The 17,227-nt window shown below is 71.9% G+C and carries 25 protein-coding genes and 1 tRNA gene; 7 read left to right on the top strand and 19 right to left on the bottom strand.

Going from position 1 to position 17,227, the window contains the following annotated elements; genetic code table 11:
* Positions 1-13 precede the first annotated feature (13 nt).
* Positions 14-487 (bottom strand): MarR family winged helix-turn-helix transcriptional regulator, encoded by a 474-nt coding sequence (locus AC0680_RS07055; protein WP_478625627.1) that lies wholly within the window; start codon positions 485-487, stop codon positions 14-16.
* Positions 488-804: 317 nt separating this feature from the next.
* Between AC0680_RS07055 and AC0680_RS07050 the strand changes: the two genes are divergently transcribed.
* From AC0680_RS07050 to AC0680_RS07040, 3 genes are all read left to right on the top strand, one after another.
* Positions 805-1,419: a DUF2975 domain-containing protein gene (locus tag AC0680_RS07050; RefSeq protein WP_478625626.1), complete on the top strand. Its 615-nt coding sequence runs from the start codon at positions 805-807 to the stop codon at positions 1,417-1,419.
* Positions 1,419-1,643, top strand: a complete 225-nt coding sequence (locus AC0680_RS07045; protein WP_468975553.1) for a helix-turn-helix domain-containing protein — start codon at positions 1,419-1,421, stop codon at positions 1,641-1,643. Before AC0680_RS07050 ends, AC0680_RS07045 begins: the two co-directional genes overlap by 1 nt.
* A 74-nt stretch (positions 1,644-1,717) precedes the next feature.
* Positions 1,718-1,936 (top strand): hypothetical protein, encoded by a 219-nt coding sequence (locus AC0680_RS07040; protein ID WP_399145640.1) that lies wholly within the window; start codon positions 1,718-1,720, stop codon positions 1,934-1,936.
* A gap of 320 nt (positions 1,937-2,256) precedes the next feature.
* Here the strand turns inward: AC0680_RS07040 and AC0680_RS07035 are convergent, their stop codons facing one another.
* The gene (locus AC0680_RS07035; RefSeq protein ID WP_478625625.1) at positions 2,257-2,523 is read right to left on the bottom strand and encodes a hypothetical protein; all 267 of its coding nucleotides are present in this window, start codon (positions 2,521-2,523) and stop codon (positions 2,257-2,259) included.
* 136 nt (positions 2,524-2,659) lie between these two features.
* Here AC0680_RS07035 and AC0680_RS07030 point away from each other — a divergent pair, with 136 nt between their 5' ends.
* Positions 2,660-3,250 carry a TetR/AcrR family transcriptional regulator gene (locus AC0680_RS07030; RefSeq protein WP_384492006.1) on the top strand — a complete coding sequence of 197 codons (591 nt, stop codon included), beginning with the start codon at positions 2,660-2,662 and terminating at the stop codon, positions 3,248-3,250.
* A 54-nt stretch (positions 3,251-3,304) separates the two neighbouring features.
* Positions 3,305-4,141 (top strand): class I SAM-dependent methyltransferase, encoded by an 837-nt coding sequence (locus tag AC0680_RS07025; RefSeq protein ID WP_478625624.1) that lies wholly within the window; start codon positions 3,305-3,307, stop codon positions 4,139-4,141.
* Between the two features lie 55 nt (positions 4,142-4,196).
* Here the strand turns inward: AC0680_RS07025 and AC0680_RS07020 are convergent, their stop codons facing one another.
* The 6 genes from AC0680_RS07020 to AC0680_RS06995 form a co-directional block, all read right to left on the bottom strand.
* Positions 4,197-4,673 carry a VOC family protein gene (locus tag AC0680_RS07020; RefSeq protein ID WP_478625622.1) on the bottom strand — a complete coding sequence of 159 codons (477 nt, stop codon included), beginning with the start codon at positions 4,671-4,673 and terminating at the stop codon, positions 4,197-4,199.
* 185 nt (positions 4,674-4,858) lie between these two features.
* Positions 4,859-5,608 carry a hypothetical protein gene (locus tag AC0680_RS07015; protein ID WP_478625621.1) on the bottom strand — a complete coding sequence of 250 codons (750 nt, stop codon included), beginning with the start codon at positions 5,606-5,608 and terminating at the stop codon, positions 4,859-4,861.
* Between the two features lie 158 nt (positions 5,609-5,766).
* Positions 5,767-6,603: an RNA polymerase sigma factor SigF gene (locus AC0680_RS07010; protein WP_006604265.1), complete on the bottom strand. Its 837-nt coding sequence runs from the start codon at positions 6,601-6,603 to the stop codon at positions 5,767-5,769.
* Between the two features lie 190 nt (positions 6,604-6,793).
* Positions 6,794-7,603 (bottom strand): RNA polymerase sigma factor SigF, encoded by an 810-nt coding sequence (locus AC0680_RS07005; protein ID WP_384424516.1) that lies wholly within the window; start codon positions 7,601-7,603, stop codon positions 6,794-6,796.
* Between the two features lie 242 nt (positions 7,604-7,845).
* The gene (locus AC0680_RS07000; protein WP_384424518.1) at positions 7,846-8,139 is read right to left on the bottom strand and encodes a Dabb family protein; all 294 of its coding nucleotides are present in this window, start codon (positions 8,137-8,139) and stop codon (positions 7,846-7,848) included.
* Positions 8,140-8,195: 56 nt separating this feature from the next.
* Positions 8,196-8,360 carry a hypothetical protein gene (locus AC0680_RS06995; protein ID WP_384424520.1) on the bottom strand — a complete coding sequence of 55 codons (165 nt, stop codon included), beginning with the start codon at positions 8,358-8,360 and terminating at the stop codon, positions 8,196-8,198.
* A gap of 399 nt (positions 8,361-8,759) precedes the next feature.
* Between AC0680_RS06995 and AC0680_RS06990 the strand changes: the two genes are divergently transcribed.
* Positions 8,760-9,254, top strand: coding sequence for a hypothetical protein (locus tag AC0680_RS06990; protein ID WP_478625619.1), 495 nt, complete (start codon positions 8,760-8,762; stop codon positions 9,252-9,254).
* 88 nt (positions 9,255-9,342) lie between these two features.
* On the opposite strand, the gene AC0680_RS06985 is transcribed toward AC0680_RS06990, so the two are convergent.
* The 4 genes from AC0680_RS06985 to AC0680_RS06970 form a co-directional block, all read right to left on the bottom strand.
* Positions 9,343-9,429, bottom strand: a tRNA-Ser gene (locus tag AC0680_RS06985).
* A 90-nt stretch (positions 9,430-9,519) separates the two neighbouring features.
* A complete protein-coding gene (locus AC0680_RS06980) occupies positions 9,520-10,110 on the bottom strand; it encodes a nucleoside deaminase (protein ID WP_478625617.1) in 591 nt (196 codons plus the stop codon).
* A 23-nt stretch (positions 10,111-10,133) separates the two neighbouring features.
* Positions 10,134-10,652 (bottom strand): tRNA adenosine deaminase-associated protein, encoded by a 519-nt coding sequence (locus AC0680_RS06975; RefSeq protein WP_393486089.1) that lies wholly within the window; start codon positions 10,650-10,652, stop codon positions 10,134-10,136.
* Positions 10,653-10,863: 211 nt separating this feature from the next.
* Positions 10,864-11,094 (bottom strand): hypothetical protein, encoded by a 231-nt coding sequence (locus AC0680_RS06970; protein ID WP_478625614.1) that lies wholly within the window; start codon positions 11,092-11,094, stop codon positions 10,864-10,866.
* Between the two features lie 177 nt (positions 11,095-11,271).
* Between AC0680_RS06970 and upp the strand changes: the two genes are divergently transcribed.
* On the top strand, positions 11,272-11,907 hold the full coding sequence (upp, locus tag AC0680_RS06965; protein ID WP_381059610.1) for a uracil phosphoribosyltransferase: 636 nt from the start codon (positions 11,272-11,274) through the stop codon (positions 11,905-11,907).
* A 67-nt stretch (positions 11,908-11,974) separates the two neighbouring features.
* Here the strand turns inward: upp and AC0680_RS06960 are convergent, their stop codons facing one another.
* The 7 genes from AC0680_RS06960 to AC0680_RS06930 all read right to left on the bottom strand — a co-directional run bounded on the left by AC0680_RS06960 (position 11,975) and on the right by AC0680_RS06930 (position 17,167).
* The gene (locus AC0680_RS06960) at positions 11,975-12,622 is read right to left on the bottom strand and encodes a LytR C-terminal domain-containing protein (RefSeq protein WP_478625612.1); all 648 of its coding nucleotides are present in this window, start codon (positions 12,620-12,622) and stop codon (positions 11,975-11,977) included.
* Between the two features lie 135 nt (positions 12,623-12,757).
* Positions 12,758-13,054, bottom strand: coding sequence for a type II toxin-antitoxin system VapB family antitoxin (locus AC0680_RS06955; RefSeq protein WP_362912149.1), 297 nt, complete (start codon positions 13,052-13,054; stop codon positions 12,758-12,760).
* Between the two features lie 201 nt (positions 13,055-13,255).
* Positions 13,256-13,882 carry a DUF4232 domain-containing protein gene (locus AC0680_RS06950; RefSeq protein ID WP_478625609.1) on the bottom strand — a complete coding sequence of 209 codons (627 nt, stop codon included), beginning with the start codon at positions 13,880-13,882 and terminating at the stop codon, positions 13,256-13,258.
* Positions 13,883-14,044: 162 nt separating this feature from the next.
* Complete coding sequence (locus tag AC0680_RS06945) at positions 14,045-14,596, bottom strand: hypothetical protein (protein WP_478625608.1); 552 nt, start codon at positions 14,594-14,596, stop codon at positions 14,045-14,047.
* Complete coding sequence (locus tag AC0680_RS06940) at positions 14,593-15,297, bottom strand: RNA polymerase sigma factor (RefSeq protein ID WP_478625607.1); 705 nt, start codon at positions 15,295-15,297, stop codon at positions 14,593-14,595. The genes AC0680_RS06945 and AC0680_RS06940 overlap by 4 nt, the downstream gene beginning before the upstream one ends.
* A gap of 29 nt (positions 15,298-15,326) precedes the next feature.
* Positions 15,327-15,830, bottom strand: a complete 504-nt coding sequence (locus tag AC0680_RS06935; protein ID WP_478625606.1) for an LAETG motif-containing sortase-dependent surface protein — start codon at positions 15,828-15,830, stop codon at positions 15,327-15,329.
* A 281-nt stretch (positions 15,831-16,111) separates the two neighbouring features.
* Complete coding sequence (locus AC0680_RS06930; RefSeq protein ID WP_478625605.1) at positions 16,112-17,167, bottom strand: NAD(P)-dependent alcohol dehydrogenase; 1,056 nt, start codon at positions 17,165-17,167, stop codon at positions 16,112-16,114.
* Positions 17,168-17,227 lie beyond the last annotated feature (60 nt).

The following is a 17,227-nucleotide window of genomic DNA, read 5'->3' as shown; positions in this document are numbered from 1 at the left end:
ATGTGGTTCCTTTTCATCCTGCGGGTGTACGGGTGGTGAAGTCGTGGTGGGCCCGGGTGCGGCAGTCGCCGAAGCTCGTGCGGAGCCTGGCGAGCAGTTCGATGAGGTGCCCGACGTCGGTGTCGGTCCAGTCACCCAAGTACCGGGCGAGTGCTGCCGTGTAGCGCTCGGCGAGCTCCTCCAGGAGCTCCCGTCCGCTCGGGGTCAGGCGCAGCAGCCGCGAGCGCTTGTCCGCCGGGTCGGGCTTGCGCTCGACCCAGCCGCGCTCGCAGACGTGCGCGACGTGCCGGCTGGTCACCGACATGTCGATGGCGAGCAGCTCGGCGAGCTGGCTCATCCGCATCTCGCCGTGCCGGTCGAGGAGGGTGAGCACGCCGGCCGAGGCGGGCGGGCAGTCCTGGGGCAGCATCCGCCCCATCTCGCGCTTGACGGCGCCGATGGCGCTGAGTTGCCTGGCCAGCTCCTCGTACTGACTCTGAGCGGCCATCGGCTCCTCCACGCGTCCGTCGGACCTCTCGCACATCTTTGTTGCTTGAGGCAACCATGCGACTGTACGCAATGTTGGTTGCTGAAGGCAAACGATTCGAGGTCCCCGCACTTAAAAGGGGCGAAAAGTCTGGACCGGGCATTGGTCAACGGCTCCCCATGACCCACATAAAGCCGCAGGTCGAGCAGGGGGCGCCCGCCCTGCGCTTTTCGGTCATCTTGTGGCGCGCTTCACGACCCCCGCCACCCGCTTGACGGGACCGTATCGATTATCGATAACATCGAAAAACGATACGGTCCCGGAGGGGGAGCAGGAACATGAATGACGCGTCCTGGTGGACACGGGCAATGGAGCACGTGCTGGAGCTGGTCCTGGGGCTGGCCCTGCTGCTGGTGGGGCTCTTGCAGGTCCTCATCCCGATCCTGGGGGTGACCGGCCCGCTGCCGCCCGTGGCCTCCCGCGAGGTGCGGGTCGACGCCGCCGCGCACCTGTCCGGCGCCACCGCGTCCGGACCCGTGACGCTGCAGGGCACCGACCGCGCCCAGCTGACCTTCCACGCCCCCGGCCTGGGGCAGCGCGTGCTCCTGGCCCTCCCGGACATCGCGGGCGGCCTGCTGGTCGTCGTGATCCTGATGGTGCTGCTGCACATGGCCCGTACGTTCCGGGACGGCGACTTCTTCGTGCCCGAGAACACCCGGTGCCTGACCGTCGTCGCCGTCGCCCTCGTCCTGATGGGCACTGTCGTACCGTTGCTGGACATGATGACCACGAACCTCCTGGTCCATGGAGAAGCGATGGCACTGGCACAGGCGGTCTCACCCGCCAAGGACTATGCGGTCGAGCCCGTGTTCCTGGCGGTCCTCGTCGGCGCCGCGGCCGGAGCGTTCCGCAACGGCACCCGCCTGCGCGCCGACACCGAAGGGCTGGTCTGATGCCACCGGAGGAGGCGCATCAGATCGAGTGCCACCTGGCCCGCCTGCTGGACGAACGCGGAATGACCCTGGCCGAACTGGCCGCACGGGTCGGGGTGACCGTCGCCAACCTCTCCATCCTGAAGAACGACCGGGCCAAAGCGATCCGCTTCAGCACACTCAGTGCCATCTGCCGCGAACTGAACTGCCAGCCCGGAGACCTGCTCACCTTCGCCGCGCGGTGAGACGGCATGCGGCGGTCGTTTCGTACGCGACCCAGGGGTGCCCCCGCAGCACCGGTTCGCTAGGGTCCTTCCCCATGGCGACCAACCCGCAGAACCAGGCCGGCGGCAACTACGACCCGGCGGGCAGCACGCAGATGTTCCGGGCCTTCGTGGACGAGGGCGGCACCCCCCAGGCCGGCGGCCGCCGGGCCCCTGCTCCCCAGCAGTCGGCGGGTCCCCGAGTGGGCGTCATCCTCGGCGTGATCGTCGCCATCCTCGTCGTCGCGGGTGCGGCCTGGCTGGCGCTGTCGTAACGAGTCCTGACCCAGCCGTCTTCACGCGTACGGGGCCCGGCACTGCCATGCCGGGCCCCTGATTCTTGGGCCCGCACGCCTGCCCGCTACGCGAGTCGACCGCCCCTGCTCTCGGCGACCCGTCGTGCTTCCCGCAGCGCTTCACACAACCTGTGGACACAGAAGCGGAGTTCACCGGCGGACACGGTCGCTCCTCCGCCGGGCAACGCGGTGACGAGATCGAGCACCGCTGCCCGCCCTGCCCCGCCCAGGGTTGCGGCTCCGCCGACTCCCGGCGCCAAGGGGGGCGGGCCTCTTCAACTGGCGGGTGGTGGGGGCTGCTACGAGCCACCCTTCTCTCCGTCCTCTCCCTCGCCGCGCGGCCACACCGCGAGAGCGACCAGCACGGCCGCCCAGACACCCAGCGGCAGCAAGGGCCAGTAATACGTCAGTTCGTGCTTGCGGACGCAGTTCGCGCCCCAGATCGCTGACATGATCACCGCGCCGCCGAGCCAGTAGCGCCACTCCTCCAGCCATTCGCGCAGTTCCAGCGCCCCGTCACGCTCGCGGTCCGCGATCCGGACGGAGGGATCAAGACGATCGTTCACCGTGTCCCCTTTCGCCTCGGCCGGTTTCCGCATGCCCCGGCCGATCTTTGAGATACGACCGTATCTCAAAAAGAATACGAGCGTATCCTGACGGCGGAAGGACCCGGACGGATTGCGAAGCGAGGAGCCGCGCAGCGTGCCCAAGACCGTGGACCGCGACGAACAGCGGCGACAGATCGGCGCCGCCGTGCTGCGCCTCGCCTCCGAGCAGGGGCTGGACGAGGTCAGCGTGCGCACGGTGGCCGCCGCGAGCGGCCGGTCCCCGGGAGCCGTCCAGAAGTACTTCCGTACCAAGGACGAGATGCTGACCTTCGCCGCAGAACTGGTCGGCGAGCGCATCGAGGAGCGGATGGCCGCTGTCGACTTCGGCCTCCCGCCGCGCGAGGCGCTCCGCGCACTCGTCCTCGCCACCCTCCCCGTCGACGCGGAACGCCGGGCCGAGGCCGCCGCGCAGCTGGCGTTCGCCGCCCGCGCGGCCCACCATCCCGGACTCGGTGCGATCCGCCGACAGGTCGACCAGGACGTCCGCGCGCTCCTCGCCGACTGGTTGGCATCCGTCGGCCACGGCAGCGGCCCGGCCCCGGCCGACGACTGCCTGGCTCTCGCCGATGGCGTGATCGCGCTCTGCGACGGGCTGGCACTGCGGCTGCTGTACGCGCCCGACGACCGGGAAGCGCTGTTGCGCGCCCTCGACCGGGCCCTGGACGCGCTGCTTGCGTCGTGCTGAATCGGCCACTTCGCAGGTCGACGTAGCCGCGGCAAGCGGGCTCATACTGGCAATGTGCGGCGTACGGATTCCGGGCGCTACGGCGAAGAGGTGTTCCGTCCGGGGGAGAGCGGCGAGGCCGAGCGCATCGATCTGGGAGCGCTCGCCTATGACGAGGTGAGCGCCGCGCGGCTGACGGCGCTGGGCGTCGGCCCCGGCTGGCACTGCCTGGACGTGGGCGCGGGGACCGGCACCCTCGCGCGGTGGCTGCTGGAGTCGGCGGGTGTCACGTCCGTCCTCGCCGTGGACCGCGACACCCGGTTCCTCGCCGGCGACCAGACCCCGGGACTGGTGGCGCAGACCGCCGACATCACGGCGCCGGGCTTCGACCCGGGCCGGTTCCACCTCGTGCACGCCCGCTTCGTGCTGATGCATCTGCGGTCCTGGCGCCGCCTGATCTCCGTGCTCGGTTCACTGCTGGCCCCCGGTGGTGTGCTGGTGCTCAGCGACGCCGTCGACCTGACCACCGCCGACGCGCCGGCCTCCCCGTACACCGCCGTGATGCGGGCGATGTGGCAGGGGTTGCGGGAGACCATCGGTACGGACATCTCCTGGGTGCCGGACTACCCCCGGCTCCTGCTGGAGGAGGGCCTGCGGTCCGTGGCCGCCGAGATCCACGTCCCCCCGCTGGTCCCCGGCAGCCCGGTCAGCCGCTTCTGGGCCGACACCTGGGAGCGGTCGCGGGCGGCCATGCTGGCGACGGGGCGGGTGGACGACGCGCAGATCGACCGGGCCCTGCGCGATCTGTCGTCCCCGGAGACCGCCGGTCTCGCCCCCGGGATGATCACCGCCTGGGGCTGGAAGCCTCCACACACCGCAGGCACGGGGCCGGGAGCCCCGGGACACCGCTGACGTGGAACTCCCGGCAGACACCCAGGGCGTGTCCGATGGGTCAGGTCGGATGGGCCTAGTAGGCCGCGTCCGCCGCCGCCCGCAGCGCCGCGATGTCGATCTTCTTCATGCCGAACATGGCCTTCATGGCGCGGGCCGCGCGCTCCTGGTCCGGGTCGTTGAGCATCTCCGCCATACCGCCGGGTGCGACCTGCCAGGACAGGCCGTACTTGTCCTTCAGCCAGCCACAGGGGCCCTCCTCGCCGCCCTCGGGGAGCTTGGCCCAGTAGTAGTCGATCTCGTCCTGGTCGGCGCAGTCGACCATCAGCGAGACCGCCTCGGTGAAGGTGAACTCCGGGCCGCCGTTGATGGCGATGTACTCCTGGCCGTCGAGCTCGAACTCCACGGTCAGTACGGTGCCGGCCGGGCGCGGGCCCGCCTCGTTGTAGTGGGTGACGTTCTTGATCCTCGAGTTCGGGAACACCGAGCAGTAGAACTCGGCGGCCTCCTTGCCCTGGGTGTCGAACCAGAGGTTGGGCGTGATCTTGGGCATGGCGCTCTCCTGGCGTCGTCTGCGGGCCGGCCTCGTGTCGGGACGGGCCACTGTGTGTATTGACCGTGGCGGCGCGCGGAAGTCATCGGTGTTCGCCGAACGGGTGCGACCGGCCGGTGCGGCACGCCCACCGCTCCGCACCGGCCCGCACCCGTTCCCGCTGGTCCCCACCGGAACGCTCGCGGTCACTTCCAGGCGAAGGCCACGTCCTTGGTGTCGAGATGCATGCCCGCCGGCACCCGCCAGGCGTCGACGCACACCCGCCAGCTGCCGGTCCTCCGCCGGCCGGGGGCGAGCGGCAGCGGGAGCCGGTGGCTGGAGGTGATCGTCGCCCAGTCGATGCCGAGCGCGCCGATGACGTGGGCGCCGAAGGTGACCGTGCCGGAGGTGACGGGGCGGTCACCGGTGTTGAGGAAGTCGATGCGCACCTTCTCGCACCAGCGGACGTCGGTGTCGGCGAGGACCGGCTTGCCCACGAGGAGGCCGGCGGGGGCGGCCGGGCCGGCGGGGACGGTGGGCGAGGGCGGCCTGGGCGCGGGAGAGCCGTGCGGTGGCGTGGATGTGCCCGATGGGGAGGGCGAGTTGGGCGAGACCGTGCCGTCCGTGCCGGAGACAGGAGGCGGTGCGGCGGAACCGGAGGGGCCGGGGGAGCCGCCGGGGGTGGGAGCCGGGCGGCCGGAGCGCGTGGCGTCGCCGCCGGTGCTGTCGCCGCTGCGGGTTCCCCGGGCCTTGGGGGCCTCATGGCCGTCCAGCGGGGTCAGTACCACGCCGCCTCGCGGCGGTACGGGCCCGGCCGGCGCGCGCCCGTCGCCGGGGCCTGCCGCGCCCACCGCGACATAGCCCTCTTCGGCCGCGCCTGCGCAGCCGGTGAGCAGGACACCCAGACACAGCACGGCCGCCGAGGCGGAGGCGTAGGTCGTTGTCGTCCGTCGCATCGGGACAGTGTTGCTGACGATGCGTCAGCTGTAAAGGTCGAGGATGCGTCAGCTCTACGGGTTGCCCCGCGAAGGTCCTGCAGCTGTCTGCGAAAGTCCTGCAACTGTCCGCCGAGCGGCGCGGAGCATCTGACGGCTGCCCCTCGGCGGACCGTTCCTCAGTCGGAGATCAGACCCTCGCGCAGCTGCGCCAGGGTGCGGGTCAGCAGACGGGAGACGTGCATCTGGGAGATGCCGACCTCCTCGCCGATCTGGGACTGCGTCATGTTGGCGAAGAAGCGCAACATGATGATCTGGCGCTCACGGGCCGGGAGTTTGGCCAGCAGGGGCTTGAGGGACTCGCGGTACTCCACGCCCTCCAGGGCGCTGTCCTCGTAGCCCAGGCGGTCCGCCAGGGAGCCCTCGCCGCCGTCGTCCTCGGGCGAGGGGGAGTCGAGCGAGGAGGCGGTGTAGGCGTTGCCGACGGCCAGGCCGTCGACCACGTCCTCCTCCGACACCCCCAGGCACAGGGCCAGTTCGGGGACCGTCGGGGAGCGGTCCAGCTTCTGCGAGAGCTCGTCGCTGGCCTTGGTGAGGGCGAGCCGGAGCTCCTGGAGCCGGCGCGGGACCCGCACCGACCATGATGTGTCGCGGAAGAAGCGCTTGATCTCGCCGACGACGGTCGGCATCGCGAACGTCGGGAATTCCACCCCGCGTTCGCAGTCGAAACGGTCGATCGCCTTGATCAGGCCGATCGTGCCGACCTGGACGATGTCCTCCATCGGCTCGTTGCGGCTGCGGAAGCGGGCCGCCGCGTAGCGCACGAGCGGGAGGTTGAGCTCGATGAGCGTGTCACGGACGTACGTACGCTCCGCGCAGTCCTTGTCGAGCGAGGCCAGCCGCAGGAACAGGGAGCGGGAGAGCGTGCGGGTGTTGATGGCGTCGTCGTCGTGCACGTGCGGTGCAGGCGCGGGAATCGCGGAGAGCACCTTCGAGCTGCCCAGTTCTACGGACATGCCACCCCCTTGAGGTCGCGGACGGGTCGCTGCGGCGTCCCCGGCCCGGGGCGGACCGAGGAGTGATACCTCCACCTGAATACCGGAGGCAGCGCTACGGCAAACGCGGTTCCTGCAGAATGTCACATGTCGGCAACACGCTGTAGCGCCATGTCGACATATCTGCGCAGGAACGGGTCGTCCGTCCCGGTTATGTGTCGATCCTGTTTGCGGATCGCAGGCGGGCGAAGCTCCGCGAGAGTAGCCGCGACACATGCATCTGCGACACCCCCAGTTCGGCACTGATCTGTGACTGCGTCAGATTGCTGTAGTAACGCAGCAGAAGGATCCGTTGCTCGCGTTCGGGAAGCTGGACGAGGAGGTGGCGCACGAGGTCGCGGTGCTCGACGCCGGCCAGCTCGGGGTCCTCGTAGCCGAGGCGGTCCAGCAGGCCGGGGAGGCCGTCGCCCTCCTGTGCGGCCTCCAGTGAAGTGGCGTGGTACGACCGCCCGGCCCGCAGGCAGGCCAGCACCTCGTCCTCGCCGATCTTCAGCCGCTCGGCGATCTCGGCGGTGGTGGGGGAACGCCCGTGCAGCACCGTCAGATCCTCGGTGGCGCCGTTGACCTGCACCCACAGCTCGTGGAGGCGGCGCGGCACATGGACCGTACGGACATTGTCTCGAAAGTAGCGTTTGATCTCGCCGACGACGGTGGGCATCGCGAAGGTCGGGAACTGCACACCCCGGTCCGGATCGAACCGGTCGATCGCATTGATCAGACCGATCGTGCCGACCTGGATGACGTCCTCCATCGGCTCGTTGCGGCTGCGGAAGCGCGCCGCGGCGTAGCGGACCAGCGGCAGGTTGGCCTCGATCAGTGCGGCGCGGACGCGGGTGTGCTCGGGGGTGCCGGGCTCCAGGTCCGCCAGCTCGGCGAACAGCACTTGTGTGAGCGCCCGCGTGTCCGCGCTACGGCTCTCGCGGGATGGAGCCTTGGGCGCAGTACGGGCCGTCACGGTCACGCCACCCTTTCACGGTGCTCACAGTGCATGAATCCGGCAAAAGCGGTCATAGCATTACAAGACAGGTGCACGGTGCGCAAGGACCTCATAACACCGTGTTGAACAGAGAGTTGGGTGGTCTGAGCGGGCCTTGGGGGAGGCGCGCGGGGCGGGCGGGTGGTGTACCCGGGGTGGGGTACGGCAAAGCCCCCCGCCCGGTGGGGCGAGGGGCTCGGCGTACGGCGTACGGGGAAGTGCGCGGCTCAGAATTCGTAGTCGGCGATCACCCAGGTGGCGAATTCGCGCCACTGGGCGGCGGCTGCCTGGTGGGCCGGGTGCTCCAGGTAGCGCTTGAGGGCGTCCGCGTCGGCCACGGCCGCGTTGATCGCGTAGTCGTAGGCGATCGGGCGGTCGGTGATGTTCCAGGCGCACTCCCAGAACTCCACTTCCGGGATCTCGTCCTTGAGGACCTCGAACGCGTGGACGCCGGCTCGCACCCGCTCGTCGTCGCGGGCGACGCCGTCATTGAGCTTGAACAGGACCAGGTGGCGGATCACGGGGGCCTCCGTACGAAGGGTGATCACCGGGGGCCGCCCGGCGGGGCGGCGGACCCCTAGTTGATCAGCTGGGTCATGAACTCGCCGACGCCCTGGGCGGCGGACGAGATGCCCTCGAAGCCTATCTGGACCAGGTCGGCGGCCCGTTGTGGGGACGTGATGATCGTGTACAGCACGAAGACGATGATCAGGTACATCGCGATCTTCTTCGCCTGTGCCATCAGTCCCGTCTCCCCTACGGCAGTCCCCTACGGCAGTCCCGGCAGTTCCCGGTTGCAGTCGGGTGAGTGTAACCACACGTGTTCGAGCGCGGGAGCCGCGACGGCGGTGGAACCGGGGTACTGATCCGGACTTTATGGACCAAAGGCCCGCCAAAGGAGGCCCTTCGTCGGCCTGTTGAGACGCTTCGGGGGAGCACCATGAGTGAGTGGCCCAGTGGATCTGGCAGGAATTCCCGGGCCCGGACCAGGGCCTCACTGCGGGGTCCGCGCCGTGCGCCCCCCTGACGCGGCGTGGACTTTGGGGTTCGGTCCTCGTCGGGGGAAGCGGCCGTCCCCCGACTCCGCTTCCCCCGACCATAATGGCGGGACGCCTGAACCGAGGGGGGACCCAGAATGCCCATGAACTCCGCACGGCCCGAGCCCGATCCGTCGTACCCGGCCGGCCGTCTGCCCGACCCGGCGCGTCGCCTCTCGTCGAATCCCGCGCGGCCCGCCGTCGTGCTGGCGCTGCTGATCGGCCTGCTGGCCGCGGCAGTCGCCCCCGCGGCGGCAGCCGGCCGCGGCGCGGGGCAGGCCGTACGGACGGCGGCCGTCACGAGCACGGTGAGCCGCACCGCCGAGGCGCCCGGCGCCGCGGCGGCGCCCGCGCAAGCCGCCTCGTACCGCCACCACAACGCGCACCACGGCGTGCACCAGGCCACGCACTACAAGACGGCCTTCAAGTCCAAGAAGGGCAAGTGGAAGTCGAAGGTCAAGAAGAAGAAGGGCTTCTTCAAGAAGCTCGGCATCTTCCTGATCGTGCTGTTCGTCGTCTTCCTGGTCGTCCTGATCCTGGTGATCTGGCTGCTCGTCCGCTTCGTCCGCCGCGCGGTGAGCCGGCGACGCGACGCGTAGGGCGTGTCCGATGCGTCATGGCCGGGTCCCCGCGGGCCCGGACATGACGAAGGCCCCGATCCCTGTGGGATCGGGGCCTTCGTTCGAGCGGTAGCGGTGGGATTTGAACCCACGGAGGAGTTGCCCCCTCACGCGCTTTCGAGGCGCGCTCCTTCGGCCGCTCGGACACGCTACCGAGAGAGAGCTTAGCCCACGGGGGGCCGTGCTCTGAAATCGGATTCCGGGGAGCGGGCCGGACACGGTCCGCGCGGGCCCGTGCCGCCGGTCAGCGGTCGCGGAAGAACGCGGTGAGTTGAGCCGCGCACTCGGCTTCGAGGACGCCGGTGACGACCTCCGGCCGGTGGTTGAGACGCCGGTCACGCACGACGTCCCACAGGGAGCCGGCCGCGCCCGCCTTGGCGTCGCGGGCGCCGTAGACGACGCGGTCGACGCGGGAGAGGACGACGGCGCCGGCGCACATCGTGCAGGGTTCGAGGGTGACGACGAGGGTGCAGCCGGTCAGCCGCCACCGGCCCGCCGGACTCCCGCCGCCCGGGCCGGCGTCCTCCGGTGACCGCGCCGGGAAGGACCCCGCGCGCGCGGTCTCCTCCTGGAGGGTGCGGGCGGCCGCCCGCAGGGCGAGGATCTCGGCGTGCGCGGTGGGGTCGCCGGTGGCCTCGCGTTCGTTGTGGCCGGTGCCCAGCACCCGGCCGTCCGCGGACAGCACGACGGCGCCCACCGGGACGTCACCGGTCCCGGGGGCGCGGGCGGCCTCCTGAAGCGCCTGCCGCATCGATGCGATCCAGGGATCGCGCAGCGGGTCGGGCGCGGGGGAGGAGGGGGAACCGTGCAGCGGATCGGACTGGGGGGCGCTCATGCCCCCCAGTGTCGGTGACGGGGCTACCGGACGGCCTCCAGGATGTCCGTGCAGCCGAGGGCGTCGGCGATCGCGCCCAGGGCGTCGCCGTCGAGGGTGAGCAGTTCCTTCTCCCCGATGCCGAGGTCCTCCAGGAGCCGGGCGTCACCGAGCGGGCCGGCCGGGACGGGGGTGTCCGCCTCGTCCTCGCCCTGCTGCGTCTCGGGTTCGCCGTCCTCCGTGCCGTCCAGGTCGAGGCTTGCGAGTTCGTCCTCGACGTCCTTGTCGCGGCCGAGCAGCTCGTCGGTCAGCATCGCACCGTACGAGCTGCGGGCCGCCACGGCGGCGTTCGAGATGAAGACACGGGGGTCGTCGTCGCCGTCCAGCCGGATGACGCCGAACCAGGCGTCCTCCTGCTCGACCAAGGCCACCACCGTGTCGTCGTCCACCGCCGCCTCTCGGGCCAGATCGGCCAGATCGGTCAGCGTTTCCACATCGTCGAGCTCTGTATCGCTCGCTTCCCACCCGTCTTCGGTGCGCGCGAGCAGTGCGGCGAAGTACACCGTGACTCTCCCACTGGTCATAGGCGTGCCGGGCCGGGGCGGGGCGGCGCTGCACGCCGGTGGTCCCGCCCCTTCGGAATCGTGGCAGAAACATGGCGTTCGCGCGGGGTCTTCGACGCTGCGTCGTGCGGAGGTTGTGCGAGATGTCGCTCACGTGCCGCAGCGCGGGCGGGTGCGCGACGGATTTCCGCTACCGGCAAAACGGTCTCCGCTACCAGCGGAAAGTGCGCATCCGCATGGCCATCCGCATGCGCTCGGCCCGCACCCGGCGCGGCTGGACGCGGTCGCGCAGCTCCTTGGCCTCGTGCAGGTCACGGAGGAATTGCGCGCGGCGCCGTCGGCGCGCCGCCGCGCTCTCATCGCCCGGCTCGGTGCCGGAGGACGGCCCCGGATCGCCGTGGACGGCGTCGTTCGTGTCATCGGTCCGCTTGCGGTCGGGCACGCTGCACACCACCTCGGGCGCGATCTTTCGCCCGATGACGGGACGGCCGATCGGGCGTACGTGCCCACTTTCCCTCCTTTCGGTGCGGTCATGCCAGCCGAGCCGGGCGACCGTGGCCGGCAGCCGGGCGCCGCACGGCGGGCGTCGGGGCCCGCCGGCTCGGTTACTGTCGATGTCATGCGGATCCACGTCGTCGACCACCCGCTGGTGGCGCACAAACTCACCACACTGCGCGACAAGCGCACCGACTCCCCCACCTTCCGGCGGCTCGCCGACGAGCTGGTGACCCTGCTCGCCTACGAGGCCACGCGTGATGTGCGCACCGAGCAGGTCGACATCGAGACCCCGGTCACGGCGACCACCGGCGTGCGGCTGTCGCATCCGCGCCCCCTGGTCGTGCCGATCCTGCGGGCCGGCCTGGGCATGCTCGACGGCATGGTCCGCCTGCTGCCCACCGCCGAGGTCGGCTTCATGGGCATGGTGCGCAACGAGGAGACGTACGAGGCGCACACGTACGCCACGCGGATGCCCGACGACCTCTCGGGGCGGCAGGTGTACGTCGTGGACCCGATGCTGGCCACCGGCGGCACGCTGGTCGCGGCGATCCGTGAGCTGATCAAGCGCGGTGCGGACGACGTCACGGCGATCTGCCTGCTGGCCGCGCCGGAGGGCGTCGCGGTCATGGAGAAGGAGCTGGCCGGGACGCCGGTGACGGTGGTCACCGCGGCCGTCGACGAGCGGCTGAACGAGGACCGCTACATCGTGCCGGGCCTCGGCGACGCGGGCGACCGGATGTACGGCACCGCCGGCTGAGCGAGCGCCTCTCCCCCTGATCACTGTCGGGCCCCGCACCACCGGTGCGGGGCCCGCTCGCGTGCGATCAGCAGGTGTCCTCGGCGGGAGCGGGGGACGGGTGGGCCAGCACGGACAGGGACTTGGCGGCGGCCTGCTGGGTGGCCAGGTCCTTGAAGGCGTCGCCGAGGATCAGGTCGAGTTCGGCGCTCTTGCGGTCGTCGGTCTTCTGCTGGGCGCCGGCGAGCTGGGTGGCCAGCACCTTCAGCGGGCCGTCGACCGCCGCCTTGGGGCCGAGCAGTATCCCGGCGCCCTTGACCTTCTTGTCGTAGGCGGCCGGGGCGTTGCCCACCTTTCCGATCTTGAAGCCGCGCTTCTTGAGCTCGTCGGCGGTGCGCTTGGCGAGACCGGAGCGCTGGGTGGCGTTGAAGACGTTGACGGTCAGGGTGCCGGGCGCGGGCGGCTTCTGCGCCGCGGTCCTGGCCCGCGCCTCGTTCGCCCGGCCGCTGTCCTGGCAGTGCTTCTTGCCCGGGGAGGCCTGGGCGGTGTCGCCCTTGCCGCCGAAGACGTCGATGAGCTGCAGCGTGCCCCAGCCGATCAGACCGAGGGCACAGACGGTGGCGACGAGGGTGAGGACGATCCGGCGACGGTGCCGGGGACGGCGCATCCGCGGATACCTGTCGCCCGTGACGCGGTACTTCTTACCGCCCATGCCTGGAGGCGTCAGCATGCTCATGGGCGCAGCGTAGTGCGGACGGCGGTCCGTGCCTACTAAATGATCAACGCGTGGCGCAAGACCCAACCCAAAAGGATCAATTCGGGCGGTGGGTGGTCCGGCGCGCCGGGAAAACGCACCGCGCGGGCCGGGGTGTCAGTCCAGTTCGAGGACGCGGGCGTGCAGCACCTGGCGCTGCTGGAGCGCGGCGCGCACCGCGCGGTGCAGGCCGTCCTCCAGGTAGAGGTCGCCGCCCCACTTCACGACGTGCGCGAAGAGGTCGCCGTAGAACGTCGAGTCCTCGGCGAGCAGCGTTTCGAGATCGAGCTGCTGCTTGGTGGTCACCAACTGGTCGAGGCGTACCGGGCGCGGGGCGACATCCGCCCACTGGCGGGTGCTCTCCCGGCCGTGGTCGGGGTACGGCCGCCCATTTCCGATGCGCTTGAAGATCACACGGAAAGCCTACCGGGCGAGCGGCACTGGGCGCAGCCATGCCGCGGCAGTGCAAAAGGATCATTGGCGGCAAATTTGGATCATTGGCGGGTGACACTCCGGGGGATATGGCCGGATGCGACCCGAACGGACTACGGCGCGCCCCGCCCCGCCGGGCGCGCCCCGTTCCGCGCCGGCGCCCGCCGCACCCTCCGGACGCCGTCACCACTTCCGGGCCGCCGCCAGGCTCGCCTGCCAGTACGTGACCTTGGCGGTGTGCGGGTCGACGGGGACCGGGGCGCGGTCGTCCAGGCCGACCTGGGTGGGGTGGGCGCGGGCGGTCAGCGCGACACCGAACTGGGAGATCTTCCTGCTGCTGCGGCTCCTTCCGTAGTGCGGGCCGCCGTCGGCCGAGGTGGTGATCGTGGCGTACGCGGTCGCGCGGGGCGCGAGGACGACCGCGGACGGTGGCCGGCTGTCCTCGATCGCGGGGATCGCGGGCTGCCGGTCGTCGCCGAAGCGCAGCAGCGGGTAGCCCTGGGTGGCGAAGTCGCAGGTCCGGTCGGAGTCGTTGGTGACCGTCAGCAGCATGCGGTGGGCGGGGTAGGGCAGTGCGCCGGCGTGGAAGCGGAGCATCTCGGGTGTACAGGGGACCCGCCCGCCGGGGCCGGGGCGGGCGCCGCCGTCCGGCGGGGCGGGCGGGGCGGGGGCCGGTGACACGGCGGTGGCCGGCGCGTCGGCACGGGCGCCGTAGCCGTCGTGGCAGCCGGCGGTCAGCGCCAGCGCGGCGGTGGCGGTCAGGCCCGCGGCGAACGCCCGGCGGGCGGTGACGGCGGTGATGGGCGGCATGGGGACTCCCCCCGGGACGATGGCTGCACACGACCTTCGGTGCGGGCGCTGGTGATCGGCTAACGCGCCGCTAACGCCTGTCCGGGGGCGGGCGGGTGCCGGGGCGGCGACGCGTGGCCGGCGTCGGCGCCCCGGAATGGGCCGGGTCCCTGCCCGGGGCCGTCAAAGCGACGAGGGCGAGGGGGAGTCGCTCCGTTCGGGGGTGGCCGACGGCGTCGCCGAGGAGGACGGCCGGGTGGTCTCCACCGGGCGGCCGCCCGTAGGGGATGTGGGGGTGGCGCTGGGGGCGCGCCCGGGTGGGCGTGCGGGGTCGGCGCCGGGCGACGGGGAACCGGAGGGGCTCGCGGTGCGGCCGGGGCCCGTCGACGTGTCGGGCGGCGTCGGCTCGGGGGGTGGGACGCTGCGCGTCGGGGACGGGGTGGGCAGGGGGCTCGGTGAGGTGGCGGGGGGTGCGGGGCGGACCGGCGGGCCGTCCGGTGCGGTCGCCAGATAGCCGAGCGCGACGGCGGCGGCCGCCGCGGCCGCCGCCAGGGGCAGGCCGAAGCGGCGCAGAAAGAGCCGCTGCGGGCGGGCCGGCCGGCCGCGGCGCAGTGCCGGCCCCGGGGGCGCGGCGGGCCGCAGGTCCCGGATGCCGATACTGTCCGCGCGGGCCGCGAGAGCCCGCCGCAGCCGCTCCTCGACGGGCCGTTCGGGCTCCGTGCCGGGGCCGTTCATGACCGCGCCTCCAAGGTCTTCTCCAGTGCGTCCAGGGCCCGGCTGGCGAGGGATTTCACCGCGCCGCGGCTGATGCCCAGCGTCGTCGCGATCTGCGCCTCCGTCAGATCGCACCAGTAGCGCAGTACGAGGACCTCACGGCGTCGCGCGGTCAGCCCGCTCAGCGCGGCGAGCACCTCTCGGTGCTCCTCGTCCAGCACGATCCGTTCCTCCGCGGACGGCGCGTCGGCCTCGTACGGCGGGGTGTAGTCGCGCGCGGTGCGCCGGCGTCGCAGCACCGAGCGGGCGGCGTTGACGACCGCGGTGCGCAGATAGGCTAGTGCGTTGTCGACCTCGTCGAGCTGGTCGCCGTGCCGTTTGTAGAGCGCGGCGAAGGCGTCCTGGACGACGTCTTCGGCGGTGGCGCTGTCGTCGACGAGCAGGACGGCCAGCCGGACCATGGCGAGCCGGTGCGCGTGGTAGAGCTCGCTGATCGTGGGGCGGGGGTCGGGCGGCGGGGCGGTCGCGTCGTCGGGCAGGCGGTGCCCGTACGGCGGGTGGCCGTCCCCGGATGCCCGGGCGAAGGGCCCGGGGCGGTGCGGTGCCTCGCGGTGGATGGCCGCCGGGCGGGCGGCGCGCAGCAGCCGCCGCCACAGGGCGTGCCGGGGCCCCGGCAGGGCGAACCGTACCGGGGCGCTGTGCGGGCCGACGGAGTACTCCATGTGTTCCTTCGGGGCGGCCGGGCGCCGGTTCAGCCGCGCCGGCGCCGGACGGCGTAGACCGTGCCGCCACCTGCGGCGATCAGTGCCGCGGCGCCGCCACCGAAGGTCATCGTGGTCGCGGACGAGGCGCCGGTGTGCGCGAGTTCCTTGCCGTTGCCGTTCTGGGGGGCCTTGGACGGCTCGGCGTCGGGGCGGGGGGAGGCGGTGGTGCTCGGCCGCGGCCCCGGGAGGGTGGGCGAGGCGGACGGGCGGGGGCCGGCGGGCGAGCTGGGCGCGGCGGTGGGGGCCGGGCTGACGCTGGTGTCCGGCGCGGGCGACGGGGTCGCCTGCCCCGGCCGGGTGTGCTGCGGCTTGGGCGCGCGGTCGTCGGCGTGCGCGGTGCCCGCCGCGGACAGCGCGGTGAACGCCAGCGCCGCGAGCAGGCCGGTGCCGGCCGCGCGGCGCAGTGCGGAACGGGCGGCGCGCCGCGGGGCGGTATCGGCCGCGTGCGGGGACACGGCGCGGATGAGGCGGGGGGTGCGGATGTGCTTCACGGTCGGCTGCTCCACGTTCTTCGACGGGTGGCGCCTGATGGCGCCCTCACCCGTCACGACGTGCGGCGGACACGGGGGTTGCCGGGCGGCGGCGAGAAATTTTCGCGGGAGCACGTGCCGGGACCGGGGCCGGCCACGCGGCCGGGCGCGCCGGGGCGCGGCAGGCGAACGCCCGGGGCGGCCGGTGGTGGGCCGCCCCGGGCGTGCCGGCGGTCGACGGTCGGTGGCCGGTGACGATCCGTCGGGGCGACCGGACCGTGGACGTTCGGCCGGTGGCCGGGTCAGATGGTCGCCGTGTCGATCACGAAGCGGTAGCGCACATCGCTCGCCAGCACCCGCTCGTACGCCTCGTTGATCCGGTCCGCGCCGATCACCTCGATGTCCGCGGCCAGCCCGTGCTCCCCGCAGAAGTCGAGCATCTCCTGCGTCTCGGGGATGCCGCCGATCATCGACCCGGCCAGCGACTTCCGCCCCGGGATCAGCGCGAACGGCGCGACCGGAAGCGGCCGTTCGGGCGCTCCGACCTGGACCAGGGTGCCGTCGGTGCGCAGCAGGCCGAGGTAGGCGTTGAGGTCCAGGTCGGCCGAGACGGTGTTGAGGATCAGGTCGAAGGTGCCCGCCAGCGCCTCGAACGTGGCCGGGTCGGACGTCGCGTAGTAGTGGTCCGCGCCCAGCCGCAGACCGTCGTCCTTCTTGCGCAGCGACTGGCTCAGCACGGTGACCTCGGCGCCCATGGCATGCGCGATCTTCACGCCCATGTGGCCGAGGCCGCCCAGGCCGACGACGGCGACCCGCTTGCCCGGACCGGCCTTCCAGTGGGCGAGCGGGGAGTAGAGGGTGATACCGGCGCACAGCAGCGGGGCCGCGGCGTCCAGCGGGATGCTGTCGGGGATGCGCAGCGCGTAGTTCTCGTCGACGACGAGGTGCGTGGAGTAGCCGCCGTAGGTGGGCTCGCCGTCGCGGCCGGTGGCGTTGTACGTACCGACGTTGCCGAGCTCGCCGGTGCAGTACTGCTGCAGGCCGGCGAGGCAGTTCTCGCACTCCCGGCAGGAGTCGACGAAGCAGCCGACGCCGACGCGGTCGCCCGCCCCGTAGCGGGTGACCTCGGAGCCGACCTTGGCGACCACACCGGCGATCTCATGGCCGGGGACGATCGGGAAGTTCCCGCCGTCGCCCCACTCGGCGCGCACGGTGTGGATGTCGGAGTGGCAGATGCCGGCGTACTTGATCTCGATCAGGATGTCGTGGGCACCCAGCTCGCGGCGCGGAATCGTGATCCGCTCCAATGGGGCCTTGGGGGCGGGCGCGGCGTACGCGGAGACAGAGGTGTGGGTCATGCCATCGAGAATCCGGCGTTCCGGTTGTCGTAACCAGTGCCCTGTTCAACCTGGGTACGC

It is taken from the genome of Streptomyces sp. NPDC043738, from assembly GCF_056436545.1.
The sequence above is the reverse complement of the archived record's forward strand: the minus strand, read 5'-3'. Positions and strand labels throughout refer to the sequence as shown.